This is a genomic window from Nostoc sp., from assembly GCF_036919555.1.
GTDB lineage: Bacteria > Cyanobacteriota > Cyanobacteriia > Cyanobacteriales > Nostocaceae > Nostoc.
This window is the reverse complement of the sequence record NZ_JBALCS010000012.1, coordinates 40,983-57,366: the sequence shown is the minus strand read 5'-3', so window position 1 is coordinate 57,366 and position 16,384 is coordinate 40,983. Positions and strand designations below refer to the sequence as shown.

14 protein-coding genes are annotated in these 16,384 nt (G+C 43.1%); 8 read left to right on the top strand and 6 right to left on the bottom strand.

Features of this window, described 5'->3' with window-relative positions; translation table 11 throughout:
- Positions 1 to 71 precede the first annotated feature (71 nt).
- Entirely contained in the window at positions 72 to 545 is a 474-nt protein-coding gene (locus tag V7K36_RS04500) for a DUF29 domain-containing protein (protein WP_335113571.1), read from the bottom strand.
- Between the two features lie 187 nt (positions 546 to 732).
- On the opposite strand from V7K36_RS04500, the gene V7K36_RS04495 reads away from it, so the two are divergent.
- Positions 733 to 1,032 carry a 30S ribosomal protein PSRP-3 gene (locus tag V7K36_RS04495; RefSeq protein ID WP_334787598.1) on the top strand — a complete coding sequence of 100 codons (300 nt, stop codon included), beginning with the start codon at positions 733 to 735 and terminating at the stop codon, positions 1,030 to 1,032.
- Between the two features lie 10 nt (positions 1,033 to 1,042).
- On the opposite strand, the gene V7K36_RS04490 is transcribed toward V7K36_RS04495, so the two are convergent.
- The gene (locus V7K36_RS04490; protein ID WP_335113569.1) at positions 1,043 to 2,920 is read right to left on the bottom strand and encodes a serine/threonine-protein kinase; all 1,878 of its coding nucleotides are present in this window, start codon (positions 2,918 to 2,920) and stop codon (positions 1,043 to 1,045) included.
- 468 nt (positions 2,921 to 3,388) lie between these two features.
- Here V7K36_RS04490 and V7K36_RS04485 point away from each other — a divergent pair, with 468 nt between their 5' ends.
- Both V7K36_RS04485 and V7K36_RS04480 read left to right on the top strand, forming a co-directional pair.
- Positions 3,389 to 4,372, top strand: coding sequence for a CHAD domain-containing protein (locus tag V7K36_RS04485; protein ID WP_335113567.1), 984 nt, complete (start codon positions 3,389 to 3,391; stop codon positions 4,370 to 4,372).
- Positions 4,373 to 5,295: 923 nt separating this feature from the next.
- Positions 5,296 to 6,894: a B12-binding domain-containing radical SAM protein gene (locus V7K36_RS04480; RefSeq protein ID WP_335113565.1), complete on the top strand. Its 1,599-nt coding sequence runs from the start codon at positions 5,296 to 5,298 to the stop codon at positions 6,892 to 6,894.
- A gap of 111 nt (positions 6,895 to 7,005) precedes the next feature.
- Here the strand turns inward: V7K36_RS04480 and V7K36_RS04475 are convergent, their stop codons facing one another.
- Positions 7,006 to 7,383 carry a nuclear transport factor 2 family protein gene (locus tag V7K36_RS04475; protein ID WP_335113563.1) on the bottom strand — a complete coding sequence of 126 codons (378 nt, stop codon included), beginning with the start codon at positions 7,381 to 7,383 and terminating at the stop codon, positions 7,006 to 7,008.
- Positions 7,384 to 7,952: 569 nt separating this feature from the next.
- Here V7K36_RS04475 and V7K36_RS04470 point away from each other — a divergent pair.
- From V7K36_RS04470 to V7K36_RS04455, 4 genes are all read left to right on the top strand, one after another.
- Positions 7,953 to 8,996, top strand: coding sequence for a DUF2891 domain-containing protein (locus V7K36_RS04470; RefSeq protein WP_335113561.1), 1,044 nt, complete (start codon positions 7,953 to 7,955; stop codon positions 8,994 to 8,996).
- Between the two features lie 259 nt (positions 8,997 to 9,255).
- Entirely contained in the window at positions 9,256 to 10,299 is a 1,044-nt protein-coding gene (gap, locus tag V7K36_RS04465) for a type I glyceraldehyde-3-phosphate dehydrogenase (RefSeq protein WP_335113559.1), read from the top strand.
- 349 nt (positions 10,300 to 10,648) lie between these two features.
- Positions 10,649 to 12,079 carry a pyruvate kinase gene (gene pyk, locus V7K36_RS04460; RefSeq protein ID WP_335113557.1) on the top strand — a complete coding sequence of 477 codons (1,431 nt, stop codon included), beginning with the start codon at positions 10,649 to 10,651 and terminating at the stop codon, positions 12,077 to 12,079.
- Between the two features lie 148 nt (positions 12,080 to 12,227).
- Entirely contained in the window at positions 12,228 to 13,232 is a 1,005-nt protein-coding gene (locus V7K36_RS04455) for a transaldolase (RefSeq protein WP_335113555.1), read from the top strand.
- Positions 13,233 to 13,402: 170 nt separating this feature from the next.
- Here the strand turns inward: V7K36_RS04455 and V7K36_RS04450 are convergent, their stop codons facing one another.
- On the bottom strand, positions 13,403 to 13,738 hold the full coding sequence (locus tag V7K36_RS04450; RefSeq protein ID WP_335113553.1) for a hypothetical protein: 336 nt from the start codon (positions 13,736 to 13,738) through the stop codon (positions 13,403 to 13,405).
- Between the two features lie 360 nt (positions 13,739 to 14,098).
- Here V7K36_RS04450 and V7K36_RS04445 point away from each other — a divergent pair, with 360 nt between their 5' ends.
- Positions 14,099 to 14,398 (top strand): microviridin/marinostatin family tricyclic proteinase inhibitor, encoded by a 300-nt coding sequence (locus V7K36_RS04445; protein WP_335113551.1) that lies wholly within the window; start codon positions 14,099 to 14,101, stop codon positions 14,396 to 14,398.
- Positions 14,399 to 14,935: 537 nt separating this feature from the next.
- On the opposite strand, the gene V7K36_RS04440 is transcribed toward V7K36_RS04445, so the two are convergent.
- Positions 14,936 to 16,042 (bottom strand): HigA family addiction module antitoxin, encoded by a 1,107-nt coding sequence (locus V7K36_RS04440; RefSeq protein ID WP_335113549.1) that lies wholly within the window; start codon positions 16,040 to 16,042, stop codon positions 14,936 to 14,938.
- Positions 16,035 to 16,364: a type II toxin-antitoxin system RelE/ParE family toxin gene (locus V7K36_RS04435; protein ID WP_335113547.1), complete on the bottom strand. Its 330-nt coding sequence runs from the start codon at positions 16,362 to 16,364 to the stop codon at positions 16,035 to 16,037. Before V7K36_RS04435 ends, V7K36_RS04440 begins: the two co-directional genes overlap by 8 nt.
- Positions 16,365 to 16,384: the final 20 nt, after the last annotated feature.

Below are 16,384 nucleotides of genomic sequence, written 5' to 3'. Positions count from 1 at the left end.
ACAATGGCAAAAATCAGCGATCCATTTGAAATCTCTAAAACCTTTACAGTATAGGAATTACGAATTACGAATTATATTGGCTCAGGTAAAAAATCGGGGTCGAGGGCTTGCTGTGGCGTGAAGGGAGATTGTTCCGAGAAGGTAGCCAGATGCAATTCAGTTTCATCGGTAGCCAAGAGTCTAGCATCATCATAACACAGCCCAAAAACCTCATAAAAATAGGGTTTGAGGCTAGAACTCTCTTCTAGAGCTTGTCTGAGGCATTTACGATGCTCCCGAATTGTTGCTCGCAAACCACCAGAGCGCTTCTCGGCTTGATAGTTATACTTCAATAGATGCATTAGCACCACTTCCAAATTGCTTCTTACTGCTTTCTTTTCACTCCTACCCATTGTTTCAATTTCATCAATCAAATTCTCTAAATCCAGTTCTGTGAGCCGACCTTGCTTGAGCAGATCTACTGTGGTTTGAATCCACAGATAAAAGTCTTGCTCATACAAATCTGAACTAGATGTCGTTTGAGATTGGGGCAATTGGGCAGTCATAAGCATCTGTAGTTAGCGCCGACTACACCTTATGCTAGCCCATTCTCAATCACTGAAACTGTCCTGGGTAAGATTCCCCACTCCCCACTTCCCACTCCTGAATGTTTGGTCATTTGATAGAGTATTGCGTTAAAATAAACGATCGCTATCCTAGTTAAGTAATGCCCGGAAATTCCCGGAGGTGTGATTGACCAAGTTTATTTTGAAAATCCTGTGGTTAGACGAAAACGTTGCTCTAGCAGTCGATCAAATTGTCGGCAAAGGCACCAGTCCTTTAACGAAGTACTTTTTTTGGCCCCGAAATGATGCCTGGGAAGAGTTAAAAAAGGAACTAGAGTCCAAACATTGGATTGCTGACCTTGATCGTGTCGAGTTGCTTAACAAAGCGACAGAAGTGATTAACTACTGGCAAGAGGAAGGCAGAAACCGTCCAATGGCAGAAGCTCAGTTGAAATTTCCGGAAGTTGCCTTCACAGGTAGCGCCTGATATTACAATATTAGCGATCGCGCTGTTCTACAAGCTGCCACAGTTTGATAGTCTTGTCCCTGCTGCCACTTGCAATTAATTGTGTAACTTTGCTTACAGCAACAGCAGATACTGAGTCTACATGACCAGAGAGAGTAACAATCTCTTCTGCTGTGCTTACCCTCCAAAGTTTAACTGTTTTGTCGCAACTTGCACTTAGGAGTGTTTCGCCATCGGCAGTAAAAGCCACAGCCACCACAGACCAAGAATGGCCTACAAGTGTGCAAATTAGCTGACCAGTGTTTACCTTCCACAATTTAATAGTGTTATCATCACTACCCGTCGCCAAAATTTGACCATCGGGACTAAAAGCGACTGTTAAAACCGCCCATGCATGACCCGAAAGGGTGGCTAACAAGCTATAGCATGGGCGATTTTTAACAAGAGGCAAGGGGGCAGGGGGCAGGGAGAAAGGGGGAATGTCCTCCGCCCCTTGTGGATGGTCTTTTAACTCAGCACTATTCATATCCCCCTGCTCCCTGCTCCCTGCTCCCCCGCCTCTTTTTGAACTTTCTAATGCAGATATTTGCCACAGGCGAATTGTTCTGTCATAACTAGCGCTGGCTAAAAGCTGTCCTTGGCGACTAAATGCTACTGAATTTACCTGTAATTGGTGTCCAGTTATGGTGCAAATTTCTGTGCCAGTATTTACATCCCAGAGTTTAATTGTCTTATCCCAACTACCACTAGCGAGAATCTGCCCATCTGGACTGAAAGCAAGTGATTTTACAGCGTGCGAATGTCCCAATAGGGTGGAGATTTCCTTTAATGTCTCAACTTGCCACAATTTGATAGTTTTATCATCGCTAGCAGTTGCCAGAATTTGACCATCAGGACTGAAGCTAACTGATTTTACAGCTTGGGAATGTCCTGATAAGCTAGCTAGGACTTTTTGGGTATTTAAATCCCACAATTTAACAATTTTGTCATCACTAGCACTGGCTAAGGTGTAACCGTCAGGACTGATGGCAAGGGCATTTACACTACTTAATGTCCCAGAATGTCCAGTTAGGGTATGTAAGCATCGCCAAGGAGGATTTGGTAATTTAAAATTTTGAGTTTTACATTCCATACCCATTGCTTGCATAACTGCATCAGCTGATTGAAAACGGCGGTTAACAACATTTTGTAGCAGCTTGTCGAGGATTTGCGCCAAGCGATCGCTTATCCTACTAGTAAGATAATCTCGCCAAACCCAACAATCGTTAGCAATATCAAATAAATCAAAGGGAGGAATCTGAGTAAGTAAGTAAATGCAAGTTACACCTAAGCTATATAAGTCACTAGCAAAAACCGCTTTTCCCCTCGCTTGTTCGGGTGCAGCGTATTCTGGACTGCCGATACTGGTTTCAGATGTTAGCCGATCAATTTCTGTAACGATTTTCACAGTGGTAAAATCGACTATGACTAAATCCCCCTTCTTGGTAATTGGGGATCTACGGATGATATTTTGGGGTTTAATATCGCGGTGGATGATGTTGCGATCGCTAATAAACTGAAAGACTGGCAACAAATCTTCTAACAGTTGCCAAATATGAGTTTCATTAAAAGCGCCTTCCTCTTCAATCACCTGAGCTAAATTAGTGCCTGCAATAAACTCCTGCACTAAATAAAAATGCCCTTTCTGCTGAAAATAAGCCAACAAAGCCGGAATTTGCGCATGCTTTCCTAATTTTTCTAACTGTTGCCCCTTTTGATCAAAAGTAATAGAAGTTTCGGATTCCAGCGATAATTCTTGAACTACACAAGGAATTGGAGGAAACTGACCCTCATCGACGGCGAGGAAGGTTCTACAGAATCCCCCTTGATCAATCTGCTTGAGTAAACGATAACGTTCTTGTAAAAGCAAATTTTTTGCCTACAGCGCATCCACAATAAAATATAGTTGTTTTTAGTGACTTAGAACTTCAGTTTCATATCATGTCCGGTTGAAAACTTATCATTAGGGCTGACGCGGGGACGTAAAGAGATTTTAATAAGTTTGGCAGATGGACGACAGAAAGATTATCAACATATTCAAAGAAAGAAACAGGTCTAAAATTAAGTGGTTCTCAAGTGAGGAAAACCTTAAAAAAAGTCTGCTTCTTTCACAGACATTGTATCTCAAAAAACTATAGCTCAGATAAAATCGCTAGGATGAATCTCTTATTTAGACCTTTGATAGATATTGCATATTTATCAAAGAGTATGTAACTATCAATAGTCATAAGCATACTTGATAATCCTGATTGTAAAAAAAAATATCAAAATTGAATGCAACTTTTTAACTAATGTTATTATGCAATAATATTATGAGGTATTGTCATTAAGATCAGTTATGAAATTAGTCACAGAAGCCACGGTCAAAACTCTAGGGGACTACGCCTACCAAGCGATTCAAAAACACTTTAAGAAAACCTTTAAGTGGGAAAAATCAGTGAAGAAAGATGAAGATCCAGAAGCGTTGCACCAAATGCGAGTGGGAATGCGGCGTCTACGCACGGCTGTAATTGGGTTTGGGCTAGCGGTGGATGTGTCGAAACCAGTCAGCGATAAAAATATCGGTAAAATAGCCCGTCGTCTTGGTAATCTGCGAGATTTAGACGTACTCAAAGAAAGTTTGGAAAACAATTATAAACCAAACTTACCCCGCAAAGAGCAGGAATCTCTGCAAACAGCTTTCACAGCCTTGGCTAAACAACGTGAAGATGTAGAATCGAGTGTGCAGAAAACGTTAAAGGATGAATCTTACAAGTCTCTAAAAGATGCCTTAGACAAGTGGTTAGAGAAACCCACTTATCAACCTTTGGCATCTTTTAGCATTCAGCAGGTGCTACCAGACTTACTTTTACCAGAAGTGAGTAATTTTTTACTGCATCCGGGTTGGTTAGTTGGCACCCAATTTGTGGACTCAGAAGTGAAAATCCAGAAAAATTGGGAACCAGAAAAGATAGAAAAACAATTGACAATTGAAGGTGAAATTCTTCATAGTTTGCGAAAAGAAGCTAAACGTATACGCTACCAGATGGAGTTATTTAGTGATTTATATGGTGAGTCTTACGGAGCTTATCTTACAGAAGTGAAAAGTATCCAAGAAATTTTGGGTACGATGCAAGATAGTGCAGTCTTGAGTGACTGGCTTGCAGATGTCTTCAAGTCTGAAATTCAGACTCAGTTGCCCACCCTTGCTACTTTATTAACTGAAAATCGTTACCAGTCATGGCAGCAGTGGCAACCCTTGCAAGAACGGTATTTGAAAGCTGAAACCAGGCATAGTTTTCATTTAACAATACTGCACCCACTTTCAGGAGTAATAAATTAAAAGTTACTCTTTGTTCAATCACCGCACCACAATAATTTTAGCGCCTCCATCAGTGGGTTTGAGGGTAATATAGCAGTTTTCGTACCCGGTCTTAAGCCTCTACGTGTCTACTATGGATGCCACACATAGCCTTGTATCAGAAAAATATTTAATTTCTTACCTCGTTCCCAGTCTCCGGCTGGGAATGCCTATTTTGAGGCTCCGCCTCCTGAATGAAAGAGCATTTCCAGCTAGAACCTGAAAACGAGAATTTAGGAGAATTAAACGGAATTGGCGTTGAAGAAGAATTCTGTTTGATAAATAAAGACGGGTTGAAACCCGCCTAAATAGCTTGAAAGTGCAAATACACCTTGTATAGCATTGAAAATAACACAGTTAACTTTCTCAGAGTTGCCAATTTGCCAAGTTGTGACATGACTCCTTTCCTGAAGGTAGGGAGGCAACTAAAGAATCACTTCAAAGACTTCCTAGTTACTCCCTTACGGGATTTCGACTTTGACCTAGACTGAGATATCTCAGTACAAGAGCAAACCGTCTGCATAGGCGTTTTGGATTCCCGACTGTCCATCGGTACTAATTAGTATCTTAATATATTAGTGGCAAATGCAACACTCGTAAATATAAAGCGGTGCTAGAAGCACGGGGTTTTAAACCCAACTTTTCGATAAAAAGAACAGATATTAGAACCGTCTCACAAGTTCTGGTATTTCTGGCTAAATCTTTTAGCCATAGATGTTTGAGGATTTCGGGAAATTGCGATGTCTACAGTAATAATTGCTATGACAAAATATTGCTTTGTCTAAATCAGTCATAGTAGAGGTTACAACTACTGTATATAGAATTTCCTCTAATCTGTTGTCAGACTAGTTTAGCTTGACATCAACTCAACCAGCAGCAAACATCAAGGGTTATAAGTATCGAATATGAACATTTTACTTCTATACCCCCGTTTTCCAAAAAGTTTTTGGTCTTTTGAAAAGACACTGGCTTTATTAGACCGGAAAGCAATGCTACCGCCTTTAGGCTTGGTAACTGTAGCGGCAATTCTACCCCAAGAATGGGAATTCAAGCTAGTAGATCGAAATGTTCGCGTCTGTACAGAAGCAGAATGGGCTTGGGCAGATTTGGTTATTATGTCGGCAATGATTGTGCAAAAAGAGGATTTGCTCTCTCAGATATTGGAAGCAAATTCCAGAGGTAAACAAGTCGCTGTGGGTGGGCCGTTCCCGACAGCATTACCGAATGAAATGACATCCGCCGGAGCAGATTATTTGATATTAGACGAAGGGGAAATCACCCTACCTTTATTTGTAGCAGCGATCGCACGCGGCGATCGCACAGGTATCTTTCGCTCTGGTGGTGAAAAACCAGATGTTACCAATACTCCGATTCCTCGCTTTGACTTGCTAGAGTTTGATGCTTATGCAGAGATGTCGGTACAATTTTCCCGTGGATGTCCCTTCCAGTGTGAATTCTGCGACATTATTGTGCTATACGGTCGCAAACCCCGCACCAAGAACCCAGAACAACTGTTAGCAGAACTTGATTATCTCTACAAACTGGGTTGGCGGCGCAGTATTTTTATGGTGGATGACAACTTCATTGGTAATAAACGGAATGTCAAATTATTTTTGAAGTCTCTTTTGCCCTGGATGGTGGAACATAACTATCCCTTTTCCTTCGCCACAGAGGCTTCAGTTGATTTAGCCCAAGATCAAGAATTGATGGATTTGATGGTAGTGTGTAATTTCGGAGCTGTTTTTCTGGGAATTGAAACCCCCGACGAAGAAAGTCTCACTTTCACTCAGAAATACCAGAATACTAGAGACTCGCTCACTGAAGCGGTGCATAAGATTACTCGCTCAGGGCTGCGAGTCATGGCAGGCTTTATCATTGGGTTTGATGGCGAGAAGGTAGGAGCAGGCGCACGAATTGTTAAATTTGTTGAGCAAACAGCAATTCCCACAGCTTTATTTAGTATGCTGCAAGCGCTTCCAGATACAGCCCTCTGGCATAGATTAGAAAAGGAAGGACGACTCCGCAACAAATCAGCCAACATCAACCAAACTACGTTGATGAACTTTGTCCCAACTCGACCTTTAGAAGACATCGCTCACGAATATGTGCAGGCGTTCTGGGATTTGTATGAGCCAGAGCAGTTTTTGGAGCGTACATACAAACACTTCCGTCTTTTGGGCGAAGCAACCTATCCGAAAAAGGGCAAAGCTGCTAAGAAACCATTGAACTGGAAAGTAATCCGAGCGTTGCTGGTGATTTGCTGGCGCCAAGGTCTACTTCGTCAAACGCGCTGGCAATTCTGGCGCAACTTGTGGAGTATGTATCAGCATAATCCGGGTGGAGTGAGTAGCTACTTAGCCGTTTGTGCCCAAATTGAGCATTTCGTGGAGTATCGCCAAATTGTTCGGGATGAAATAGAGGCTCAAGTGGCCGGATTTCTGGAAGCAGAAGCGAGGGTGAAACCTGAAGTAGAAGTGATGGAAGTGTTAGGAATTTTAAAATAATAACTCATATCACAATACCCTTGGGTTAAGACAAATTGTTGGGTGTGTTAGGAAAAGCAACCTCTTTGCGTCAGACACTACCCCGCCGTTCGTTGCAGCGCCTTGTTAGGCTCAGTGGCCGGACAATGGAGGTGGACAGATTTCCATAGTTTGAATCAAGCCATGCTCAATGGTATAACGATGACCAACGTGCTGATCGGAAAGAACTGTTCCAGCTAGGTCGCGCACGACCTGATGCACATCGACTAAAATACGCCCGGAATCCTCTCGGTGAAAGGAAATCGGCTCAATGTGCGGATTGATGCAGGACCATTGCCTCATCCAGTAAGCGCGGACTACTTGATGTCCATCGACATAACCGCCTTCAAACGCTTTCGGCCAAGCCACGTCAGGAGTCGTTGTGGCGAGGGCGGCATCAATATCTCGCGCGTTGAAGGCAGCGTACGCCGCGCGTATCAGTTCAATTTCTGGTGCAGATTTATCTGGCATAAGAGGTGTGGTGAAGGACATGCAGCAGGGCTTACAGCAGAATTCAAGTATTTGAACCACATCTGTTGTAGGGGCACAGCAATGCTGTGCCCTTACTGCGTGGTCTATTTACCTGAAAATAGCTGTAACATACTAGTTAAGATATTTATTTGAGTTTACAAGAAAATCACCCACGCCCTTTGGTGTTGCTGAATCAAAATATGAATTAGGCGTAGGCGTAGCCCGTCGTAGACATCGCTTCAAGCTTAACGCCCGTAGCGCTACAGAACTACAAATGTGATCTGATGCACATCTTGGACATTTCATAGCGATCGCTCTAATTCATATTTCTATTCTGCAATGCCAATGCATCGGCTGCATTGTTAACGCGTTCCCCTACAATGCCAATGCATCCCGATACTAATGTTAATGCGTCGGCCGCATTGTTAATGCGTCTCCTTACAATACCAATACATCCCGATACAATGTTAATGCGTCCCCTGACAATGCCAATGCGTCGCAATATAATGTTAACGCGTTCCCCTGCATTAAAAACGCTACGCTTTTACGTAAAACTGTACTAAGTGACCATGCCAGCCGATAATTTGGAGATAAATGAAACGATCGCAGCACAATTTGCTCAATTAGTGCTGGATTGTATCGGGCGGGAGTATCCCAACAGTAATCTGTATTGGGCTGATAGCGACGAGGATATAAAACCACCGCGTAAATTGACTCCTGCTTTTTATGGCTGCTTAGATTGGCATTCAGCCGTACATGGTCACTGGTTGCTGGTACGTCTTATGCGTCACTTTCCTGAAGCCTCTTTCAATGCCGCGTCAAAGCAAGCACTTGAGCAGAGCCTAACACCTGAGAAGATTGAAGGAGAGATTGCCCATTTTCAACGGCTACCCTTTTATGAATTTCCTTATGGTGTGGCATGGCTTCTGCAACTGGCTGCGGAACTTCACGAGTGGAATCATCCTCAAGCGAAAGAATGGCGGATTGTATTGGAACCGCTAGAAAAATTGATTGCAGGTAACTTACAGCGCTGGATTGACCGACTAAAACTCCCCAATCGCACAGGGATGCATAGCCAAACAGCTTTTGCATTTGGTTTGATGCTAGATTGGGCAAGGATTACCGAAAATACTGACTTTACTCAGTTAGTGGAGAACAAAGCACGCCAATTCTATTTTAGCGATCGCAACTACTCCTTACAATTTGAGCCGCTTGGCTACGATTTTCTGTCTCCTGGCCTTGCTGAAGCAGACCTGATGCGGCGAATCCTCCCAACCACAGCTTTCACTGACTGGCTCACCGATTTTCTTCCACAAATACCCATTGAGAATTCAGCAAATTGGTTAGAACCTGCCAGAGTAGATAATCCTCAAGATTATATGCAATCCCACTTCTGGGGTCTTAATCTCAGTCGTGCTTGGATGCTTGATGGTATCATCTCTGGATTGGCAAATAGCGATCGCCGCATAGAAACACTTCGCTCTACTGCCCTTCACCATCGTCAGCATGGACTAACAGATGTTGTAATTGAACATTATGCAGCTAGTCACTGGCTAGGAACTTTTGCCGTTTACCTTCTAACAAATCGTGGATTGCAAGGGCAAATTATTTGAACAGTCTGGGCGATGTAACAATTTATCAAACTGTTTAATCTGGGTTTTCCCAATACCCTATGCCCAATCCCCCATGCCCAATACCCAATGCCCAATACCCAATACCCAATGCCCAATGCCCCAAACCTTAAAAGATGCCAAGTAAACATGGCTTAACCGACTGAGACTGTCAGGATCAGAAAGTAAAGAGTAAAAGGCAATCTATTTTGACTTTTAACTTTCTCCTTTTGTTCAACTTTCCACAACGGGAGGTTTAATCTTGACTAAATTAAAAATTGGTATCAATGGCTTCGGTCGAATCGGGCGACTTGTGCTTCGCGCTGGCATCGATAACCCCAACATTGAGTTTGTGGGCATTAACGACCTAGTACCACCAGATAACCTCGCTTACCTATTAAAGTACGACTCAACCCACGGTAAATTAAAACACAAGATTGAAGCTAAGGAAGATGGCATCGTCATTGACGGGCATTTCATTCCTTGTGTGTCTGTGAGGAATCCAGCAGAATTACCTTGGGCAAAATTAGGTGCAGATTATGTCGTGGAATCTACAGGACTCTTCACTGACTACGAAGGAGCCGCAAACCACCTGAAGGCAGGTGCAAAGCGAGTGGTAATTTCCGCTCCCACCAAAGATCCAGATAGAGTTTCTACTCTGCTAATGGGTGTCAATCATCACCTATTTGACCCCAGCAAGGATATCATTGTCTCCAATGCTAGCTGCACTACAAACTGTCTAGCTCCCATAGCTAAGGTGATCAATGACAACTTTGGGTTAACTGAAGGGTTGATGACCACAGTTCATGCCATGACTGCCACTCAGCCAACTGTAGACGGCCCCAGCAAGAAAGACTGGCGGGGTGGTCGAGGTGCAAGCCAGAATATTATTCCCTCCTCCACAGGCGCAGCTAAAGCCGTAGCACTGGTTTTACCAGAATTGAAGGGTAGGTTGACTGGTATGGCATTACGAGTTCCGACTCCCGATGTCTCTGTAGTTGATTTAACTTTCAAAACTGCCAAAGCCACCAGTTATAAGGAAATCTGTGCTGCCATGAAGGAGGCTGCCGCAGGTTCTCTAGCGGGTATTTTGGAATACACAGATGAAGAAGTAGTTTCCACAGATTTTCAAGGCGATACTCATTCCAGTATCTTCGACGCAGGTGCTGGGATTGAGTTGAACTCCAACTTCTTCAAGGTAATTGCTTGGTATGACAACGAGTGGGGCTACTCGAATCGCGTGATTGAGCTGATGTTGTCTATGTCACAAAAGGAAAAACTCGCACCGACAGCAGCTGTGGTTTGATTAGTCATTGGTCATTAGTCATTAGTCATTAGTCATTAGCTTTTGAATGCTAACTTCTGACTTTTGACTAGGGACTTTTGGGATTTGGGATGGTAAATACCCTGAAAACAAGACTAAATAAAGTAACTTTTTTAGCAAAACAGTGATATGAAGCACATGTGAATTTGGATGCTTTGGGCGATGTTTACGACGGACTGTTCGGCGTCGCATCGCATAATACCAATTCTCTAAAAGAAACCTCAAGATTTAAACCGGAAAACCCAGATTAAATCTGAAGTCTCTTAATTACGAATTACGAATTGGTATGAGGCATCCAAATTTGCAGGTTATTCCTCAACCCCCAATCCCTATGCGTCGAACCAAAATCATTTGTACTGTTGGGCCGGCTTCATCTGCGTCTGAAAAGCTGCAAGCTTTAGTAGAAGCTGGAATGAATGTGGCACGGTTGAATTTCTCCCACGGGGCTTATGAATTCCACGCCCAAACGGCTCAGTATCTCAGGCAGATTAGTACTGAGCAGCAAAAGCCGATCGCAATTATGCAAGACCTCTGTGGTCCCAAGATTCGCTTAGGAATTTTACCACCAGAAGGGTTAAATCTGGAAGCTGGTAGTGAAGTTACCTTTGTTTTGCAACAAAAGGGTGAGAGTATTGACGAAATACCTCTACCATTGCCGACTTTGTTTGCAATGGTGCGACCAGGCGAACCGATTTTGATTAATGATGGTCGCGTTAAGTTGATTGTCACCGATCGCGATGCCGATCGCATTCGGGCAGAAGTGAAAATTGGCGGGTTAATTTCCACGCACAAGGGAGTGAACCTACCACAAACTCCTTTACCTGTCAGTTCGATCACCGAAAAAGACTTGCTGGATCTGCGCTTTGGGATTCAGTTGGGTGTAGACTGGGTGGCAGTGTCCTTCGTGCGATCGCCACAAGACTTAGAACCTGCCAAGCGGATGATTGAAGCAGCTGGCGCTTCCATCCGCTTAATTGCCAAAATCGAAAGAGCAGAGGCAGTAGAGAACTTTGACTCTATTTTGAAAGTTGCCGACGCAATTATGATTGCTCGTGGTGATTTAGGGGTGGAAGTGCCAATTCACGAAGTACCCCTAATTCAAAAAGATATTATTCGCCGTTGCAATCGGGCTGGCAAGCCGGTGATTACAGCCACGCAAATGCTAGAGTCGATGATTAGCGCCCCCGACCCCACCCGCGCCGAAGCAACCGATGTTGCCAACTCCATCTTAGACGGTACAGATGCAGTAATGCTTTCTGGTGAAACAGCCGTCGGACAATATCCCATCGCCGCCGTTGAGATGATGCACAATATCGCCGTGCGGACAGAACAGGCTCTAGATGAAGGTAGCAGACATGCCTGGTGTCATGAAGCAGGCAGTCTCAGCGTTACCGAATCTGTGGCAGAATCCGTGTGTCGCATCGCCTATGAAACAGACTCACGGGCAATTCTCTGTAATACTTCATCAGGAAATACGGCGAGAATGGTGTCTAAATATCGGACTACTTCTCCCATTATTGCCCTAACCTCTGACATCAGCACTTATCGCCAGCTAGCGCTTTCTTGGGGTGTGGAAGCTTTGCTGATCCCACCAGTTCACAATGCCGAAGAGATGTTTACCAATGTGGTGAACACAGTTGTAGACATGGGTCTAGCGAATAAGGGCGATAAGGTGGTAATTACCTCTGGTGTCCCTATTGGTAAATCGGGCACAACTAGTTTAATCAAAGTGCATTCCATTGGACAGCCAATTTCGGCATAACCCACTTAGAATAGGGCTGTGGCTGTGGATAGTAAGCAAACTTGGGCAATGATTAAGAAAAATTGCCAGAATCAGAATTGAAGGAACAGTAAAGAGTGTAAAGAACTGGGGAATAAGTAAATCCTAAACAAACATTACGGAGTATTTTATGTCTAAGAATTTACTGGAACAATTGCGAGAAGTGACTGTTGTAGTCTCAGATACAGGGGATATTCAGGCAATTGAAAAGTTCAAACCCCAAGACGCCACCACCAATCCTTCTCTGATTACTGCTGCGGCGCAGATGCCAGAATATCAGGGAATTGTCGATCAAACTTTACTCCAGGCCAAGAAAGATGCTGGAGCCGGAGCCACCCAAGCACAGATAGTTTCTCTAGCTTTTGACCGTTTGGCAGTTGCCTTTGGATTAAAGATTTTACAAATTATTCCTGGTCGCGTGTCTACGGAAGTGGATGCTCGCTTGTCCTACGATACCGAAGCTACCCTGACTAAGGCACGGGAATTAATTGCCCAGTATAAAGCCGCCGGAATTGGCCGCGATCGCGTGTTAATAAAAATTGCCACCACCTGGGAAGGCATTCGGGCTGCGGAAATTCTCGAAAAAGAAGGTATTCACTGTAACCTTACCTTGTTGTTTGGGCTTCACCAAGCGATCGCCTGTGCAGAAGCTGGTGTCACCTTAATTTCTCCCTTCGTCGGTCGGATTCTCGACTGGCACAAAAAAGATACCGGACGCGATAGCTACCCAGCAGCCGAAGATCCTGGAGTTTTGTCTGTCACCAAAATCTACAACTACTACAAGAAATTCGGCTATAAAACCGAAGTTATGGGAGCTAGTTTCCGTAATATTGGTGAAATTACTGAACTTGCAGGTAGTGATTTATTAACCATTTCACCGTCACTTTTAGCTGAATTACATGCAACCATTGGGGAACTACCACGCAAACTCGACCCTGCTAAAGTAGCAAACTTGGAAATTGAAAAGATATCCATTGACAAAGCTACCTATGACAAATTACACGCGGCTGACCGCATGGCAACTGACAAACTAGACGAGGGCATCAAAGGTTTTACCAAGGCATTAGAAGACCTTGAGAAACTTTTGGCAGACCGACTGGTTCGCCTAGAATCAGAGGTAGTAGCAAGCCATTAGGGACTGACAATTAAAAAAATATCCAAGCGGTAGGGTGCGTTAGGCTAAAGCGGTAACGCACGCCAGGTTATGGATAATTTATTTTTTGGTATTCCCTTACAACATAACGAACAAATGGTTAGTGGTTAATAAAACAACCACTAACCATTTGTTCGTTGTATCAGCAGTCATCAATAGCGGCGTCGGATAATCCGCTCTCGTTCAAAGGGCTGCCGTCGGTTATTTTCGTATCGTTCAAAAGGCCGGCGTCGGATATTTTCGTATCGTCCGAAAGGCTCCCGGCGTCGGATAATCTGCCGTCGTCGGATCATTTGGTATCGTCTTGGCCGCCATTGAGCAATTAAAAGCTCTCCAGTTTTATCTCCAACTAGGTTAGCCTCTGGCGCAGCGCTCTGTTGATTGCGAGCATTATTTAGAGAAATATCCTTCGCTTCAGCTAATGAGGGCGGATACACAAAGGCACATAGCAACATTGCTATTGAGGATAGCTTCTTGAAACCTTTCATGTTTTTGCTTCTACTAGACTTTTGGCAATAACTTTATTAAACACTCTAAAGTCGGCAAATTATCGCTCACAGACTTTTTTTTAAACTTAATTTGGTATGAAATTCTGTATTGCAATTTCACCCTTATGAATAATTGTAAATCGGATTAAACTGTGCAAATAAATAGTCAGTGTCTAGCAAAATGTAATTTTTCCTAATTAACTGCTTGAGAAAAATTATTATACTTTCAACTTTATACAAGCATTTTTACATAAGTAAATATTAGGTTAACAATCAATTAACACTTGCTCTACTTAAGTATTATGTAGTATCATGAAATATGGTATAAATTTAAATTCACTTTTCATAGGAGTAAAGATTGTGTCTGAGATCAAACCAGAAGATTTGAATTTACAAGCAGTACCATTCTTCGCCCGATTCCTAGAAGGACAAAACGGTGAAGACCTTTCTGATCAAGAATCAGAAGCAATTAGCGGCGGACAGACACTCATGACTAAGAAGTACCCTTCTGATAATGAAGACGGCGGTGTAGTACCAAACACGCCCCCTTCTGGTAGTCATCAACAGGCTGTTACTCACAACTGTCATTCTGATAATAAACATGAGGGTGCAGTAACTTTGAAGTTCCCTTCCGATAATGAAGATTCTTCGGCCTCATAATAACTGTACTGTCTATTTTCTAGTAAGTAGGTAGGCGTAATTAAACATAAGATCAAACCTCACCCTCAATCCCTCTCCTTGTTAAGGAGAGCGAAGCCGGAGGCAGGGTGAGGTTTTATATTTAATTTGACCCACTTACTTACACCAGAGATGTGATTTTGAAAACTAGCAAAAACAAAATGCGATCTCTGCTCTGCACTTTTGAAGAATATCGAGAAATATAACAAAATAGGGAATCAGGGACAGCCAACGGCTACCCCTGATTGCTCCTGATAGTGATTGATCATTATTTGTTAGAGAATATTTTATTTTTTGGAAGTCCCTAATCACTTGTCTCTAAAGCTTTTACACTCTGTGTTAATGCGTGATCGGAACGATCGCTTTCAGCAAAATATACTACTACCCAAAAGTAAAAATTTCCGCTAGTACACAGCAATATTTATTATTGAAATTAATAAATATTGCTGGCGCACCACATCGCCAAACTTCACATATTTCCACTCTATTTTCAACATACCGACTTATATTATCGCCTGCTTATTTTATCCCTTGAAAATTCAAACTCACCTTTAAACCATTCATCCAAGACGGATCAATTAGATGATCGTGTTGCAGGCGACCCATAACAATAGCAGAATGAATACCGATACGTTCGGCAAAATCGATCGCATCAGTTTCATATTTAAGCTTTGCTAATTCCCCCTCATACTCAGGTGGGATCAAAAATTCCTGCGACCATTGATCTGCTTGGCGTTCCTGCTCCGATTTTAAACTTTCCCCACTATCCCATTCATCGAGAAAAATATTTTCCTTATCATGTAGCAAAATATGTGCTGCTTCATGGAAAAAATTAAACCAGAAGCGGTCATTGGTTTTACCGTAAAGTGAAAGTTGAATCAGTGCCTTATGCGGGTTTAACCACCGGGCAACACCACTGACGTGCGCTTTCTTAATTGATGGTACTAAAACAAGCACAACCCCTGCTTCCCAGCACAACTTTTGCATCTGTGGTTCAAATTCCTCTGGCGGTAACACCGTCAAAGTGCGAATTTCCCGCACCGCCTTTTCAAATTTTGGTTTACTGTACTTGGGAGAGTTTAATTGTTCTGCTCTTATTTCCCCCAACCGTAACCAAGTGGAAATAGCACCAACATCACTTTGCTCTTCGCGTGTCCGACGAAAAGCAACTTCCATACCTGCATAATAATTCTGCCAATCTGACGGCGAGGCAACACCGAAAAATTGCAGTAACTTTTTTACCAAACCAGGCTTATTCTTGCCAATTAAACGGCACTTAGGAATTACACCTTGGTTCATCAAGTCTTTGACTGGTAACTGATCTAACCAAGATGTCCACTCCTTTAAGCGGTTTTCTTCCTCTTTCCTTGCCAAAGCCGCGCGATATTGAGCTTCATATCTGAGCCAGAATGCTGCTGTACTACCCATAACTCGTTCTAGCTTCAGGGCTGTTTCTTCATTGATCGGCGCTTTGCCGTTGATTAACTGGCTAATATGTTTTGTGGTGTACCCTAAACGCTCTGCTAATTGTGCTTGTGTCCAATCACGCTCTTCTAATAAATCAGCGATGGCATCACCGGGAGAAGATACCCAATCTGGAGTGAATGGTCGGGTTGTCTTAGTCATGGTAATCTCCAATGAAAACAATACAAACAGCAGTAACTTTTGACCAATCAATGCTTCCATCCTCGCTAAGAAGGATGGGGTCATTATCTGGCTTAAATACAAGTCGTTTACCACCTTCTAGGTTTACTGCAAATTCACCTGCCCTATCTCCTTTTAAGGGGTGGGGATGACCTATAACTAATTCGGCGACACAACTAGCAGCACCAAGAATAGCCAACTGGGTTGTCAATTTCTTGGCACAGTTTGCACCCAATTTTTTTTGCGCTAAGTCTTGTTTTTCGCATAGGTTTTGCAGTTTGCCGTTAGCGAAGGTGATTTCCATGCGTGACTCGACTAATATAA

Bases quoted from the DNA above. Each gene is read 5' to 3' on its own strand.
- V7K36_RS04485 (WP_335113567.1), top strand. From the start codon at position 3,389: ATGAAATTAGTCACAGAAGCCACGGTCAAAACTCTAGGGGACTACGCC.
- V7K36_RS04470 (WP_335113561.1), top strand. From the start codon at position 7,953: ATGCCAGCCGATAATTTGGAGATAAATGAAACGATCGCAGCACAATTT.
- V7K36_RS04480 (WP_335113565.1), top strand. From the start codon at position 5,296: ATGAACATTTTACTTCTATACCCCCGTTTTCCAAAAAGTTTTTGGTCT.
- V7K36_RS04475 (WP_335113563.1), bottom strand. From the start codon at position 7,383: ATGCCAGATAAATCTGCACCAGAAATTGAACTGATACGCGCGGCGTAC.
- V7K36_RS04440 (WP_335113549.1), bottom strand. From the start codon at position 16,042: ATGACTAAGACAACCCGACCATTCACTCCAGATTGGGTATCTTCTCCC.
- pyk (WP_335113557.1), top strand. From the start codon at position 10,649: ATGCGTCGAACCAAAATCATTTGTACTGTTGGGCCGGCTTCATCTGCG.
- V7K36_RS04435 (WP_335113547.1), bottom strand. From the start codon at position 16,364: ATGGAAATCACCTTCGCTAACGGCAAACTGCAAAACCTATGCGAAAAA.
- V7K36_RS04455 (WP_335113555.1), top strand. From the start codon at position 12,228: ATGTCTAAGAATTTACTGGAACAATTGCGAGAAGTGACTGTTGTAGTC.
- V7K36_RS04450 (WP_335113553.1), bottom strand. From the start codon at position 13,738: ATGAAAGGTTTCAAGAAGCTATCCTCAATAGCAATGTTGCTATGTGCC.
- V7K36_RS04500 (WP_335113571.1), bottom strand. From the start codon at position 545: ATGACTGCCCAATTGCCCCAATCTCAAACGACATCTAGTTCAGATTTG.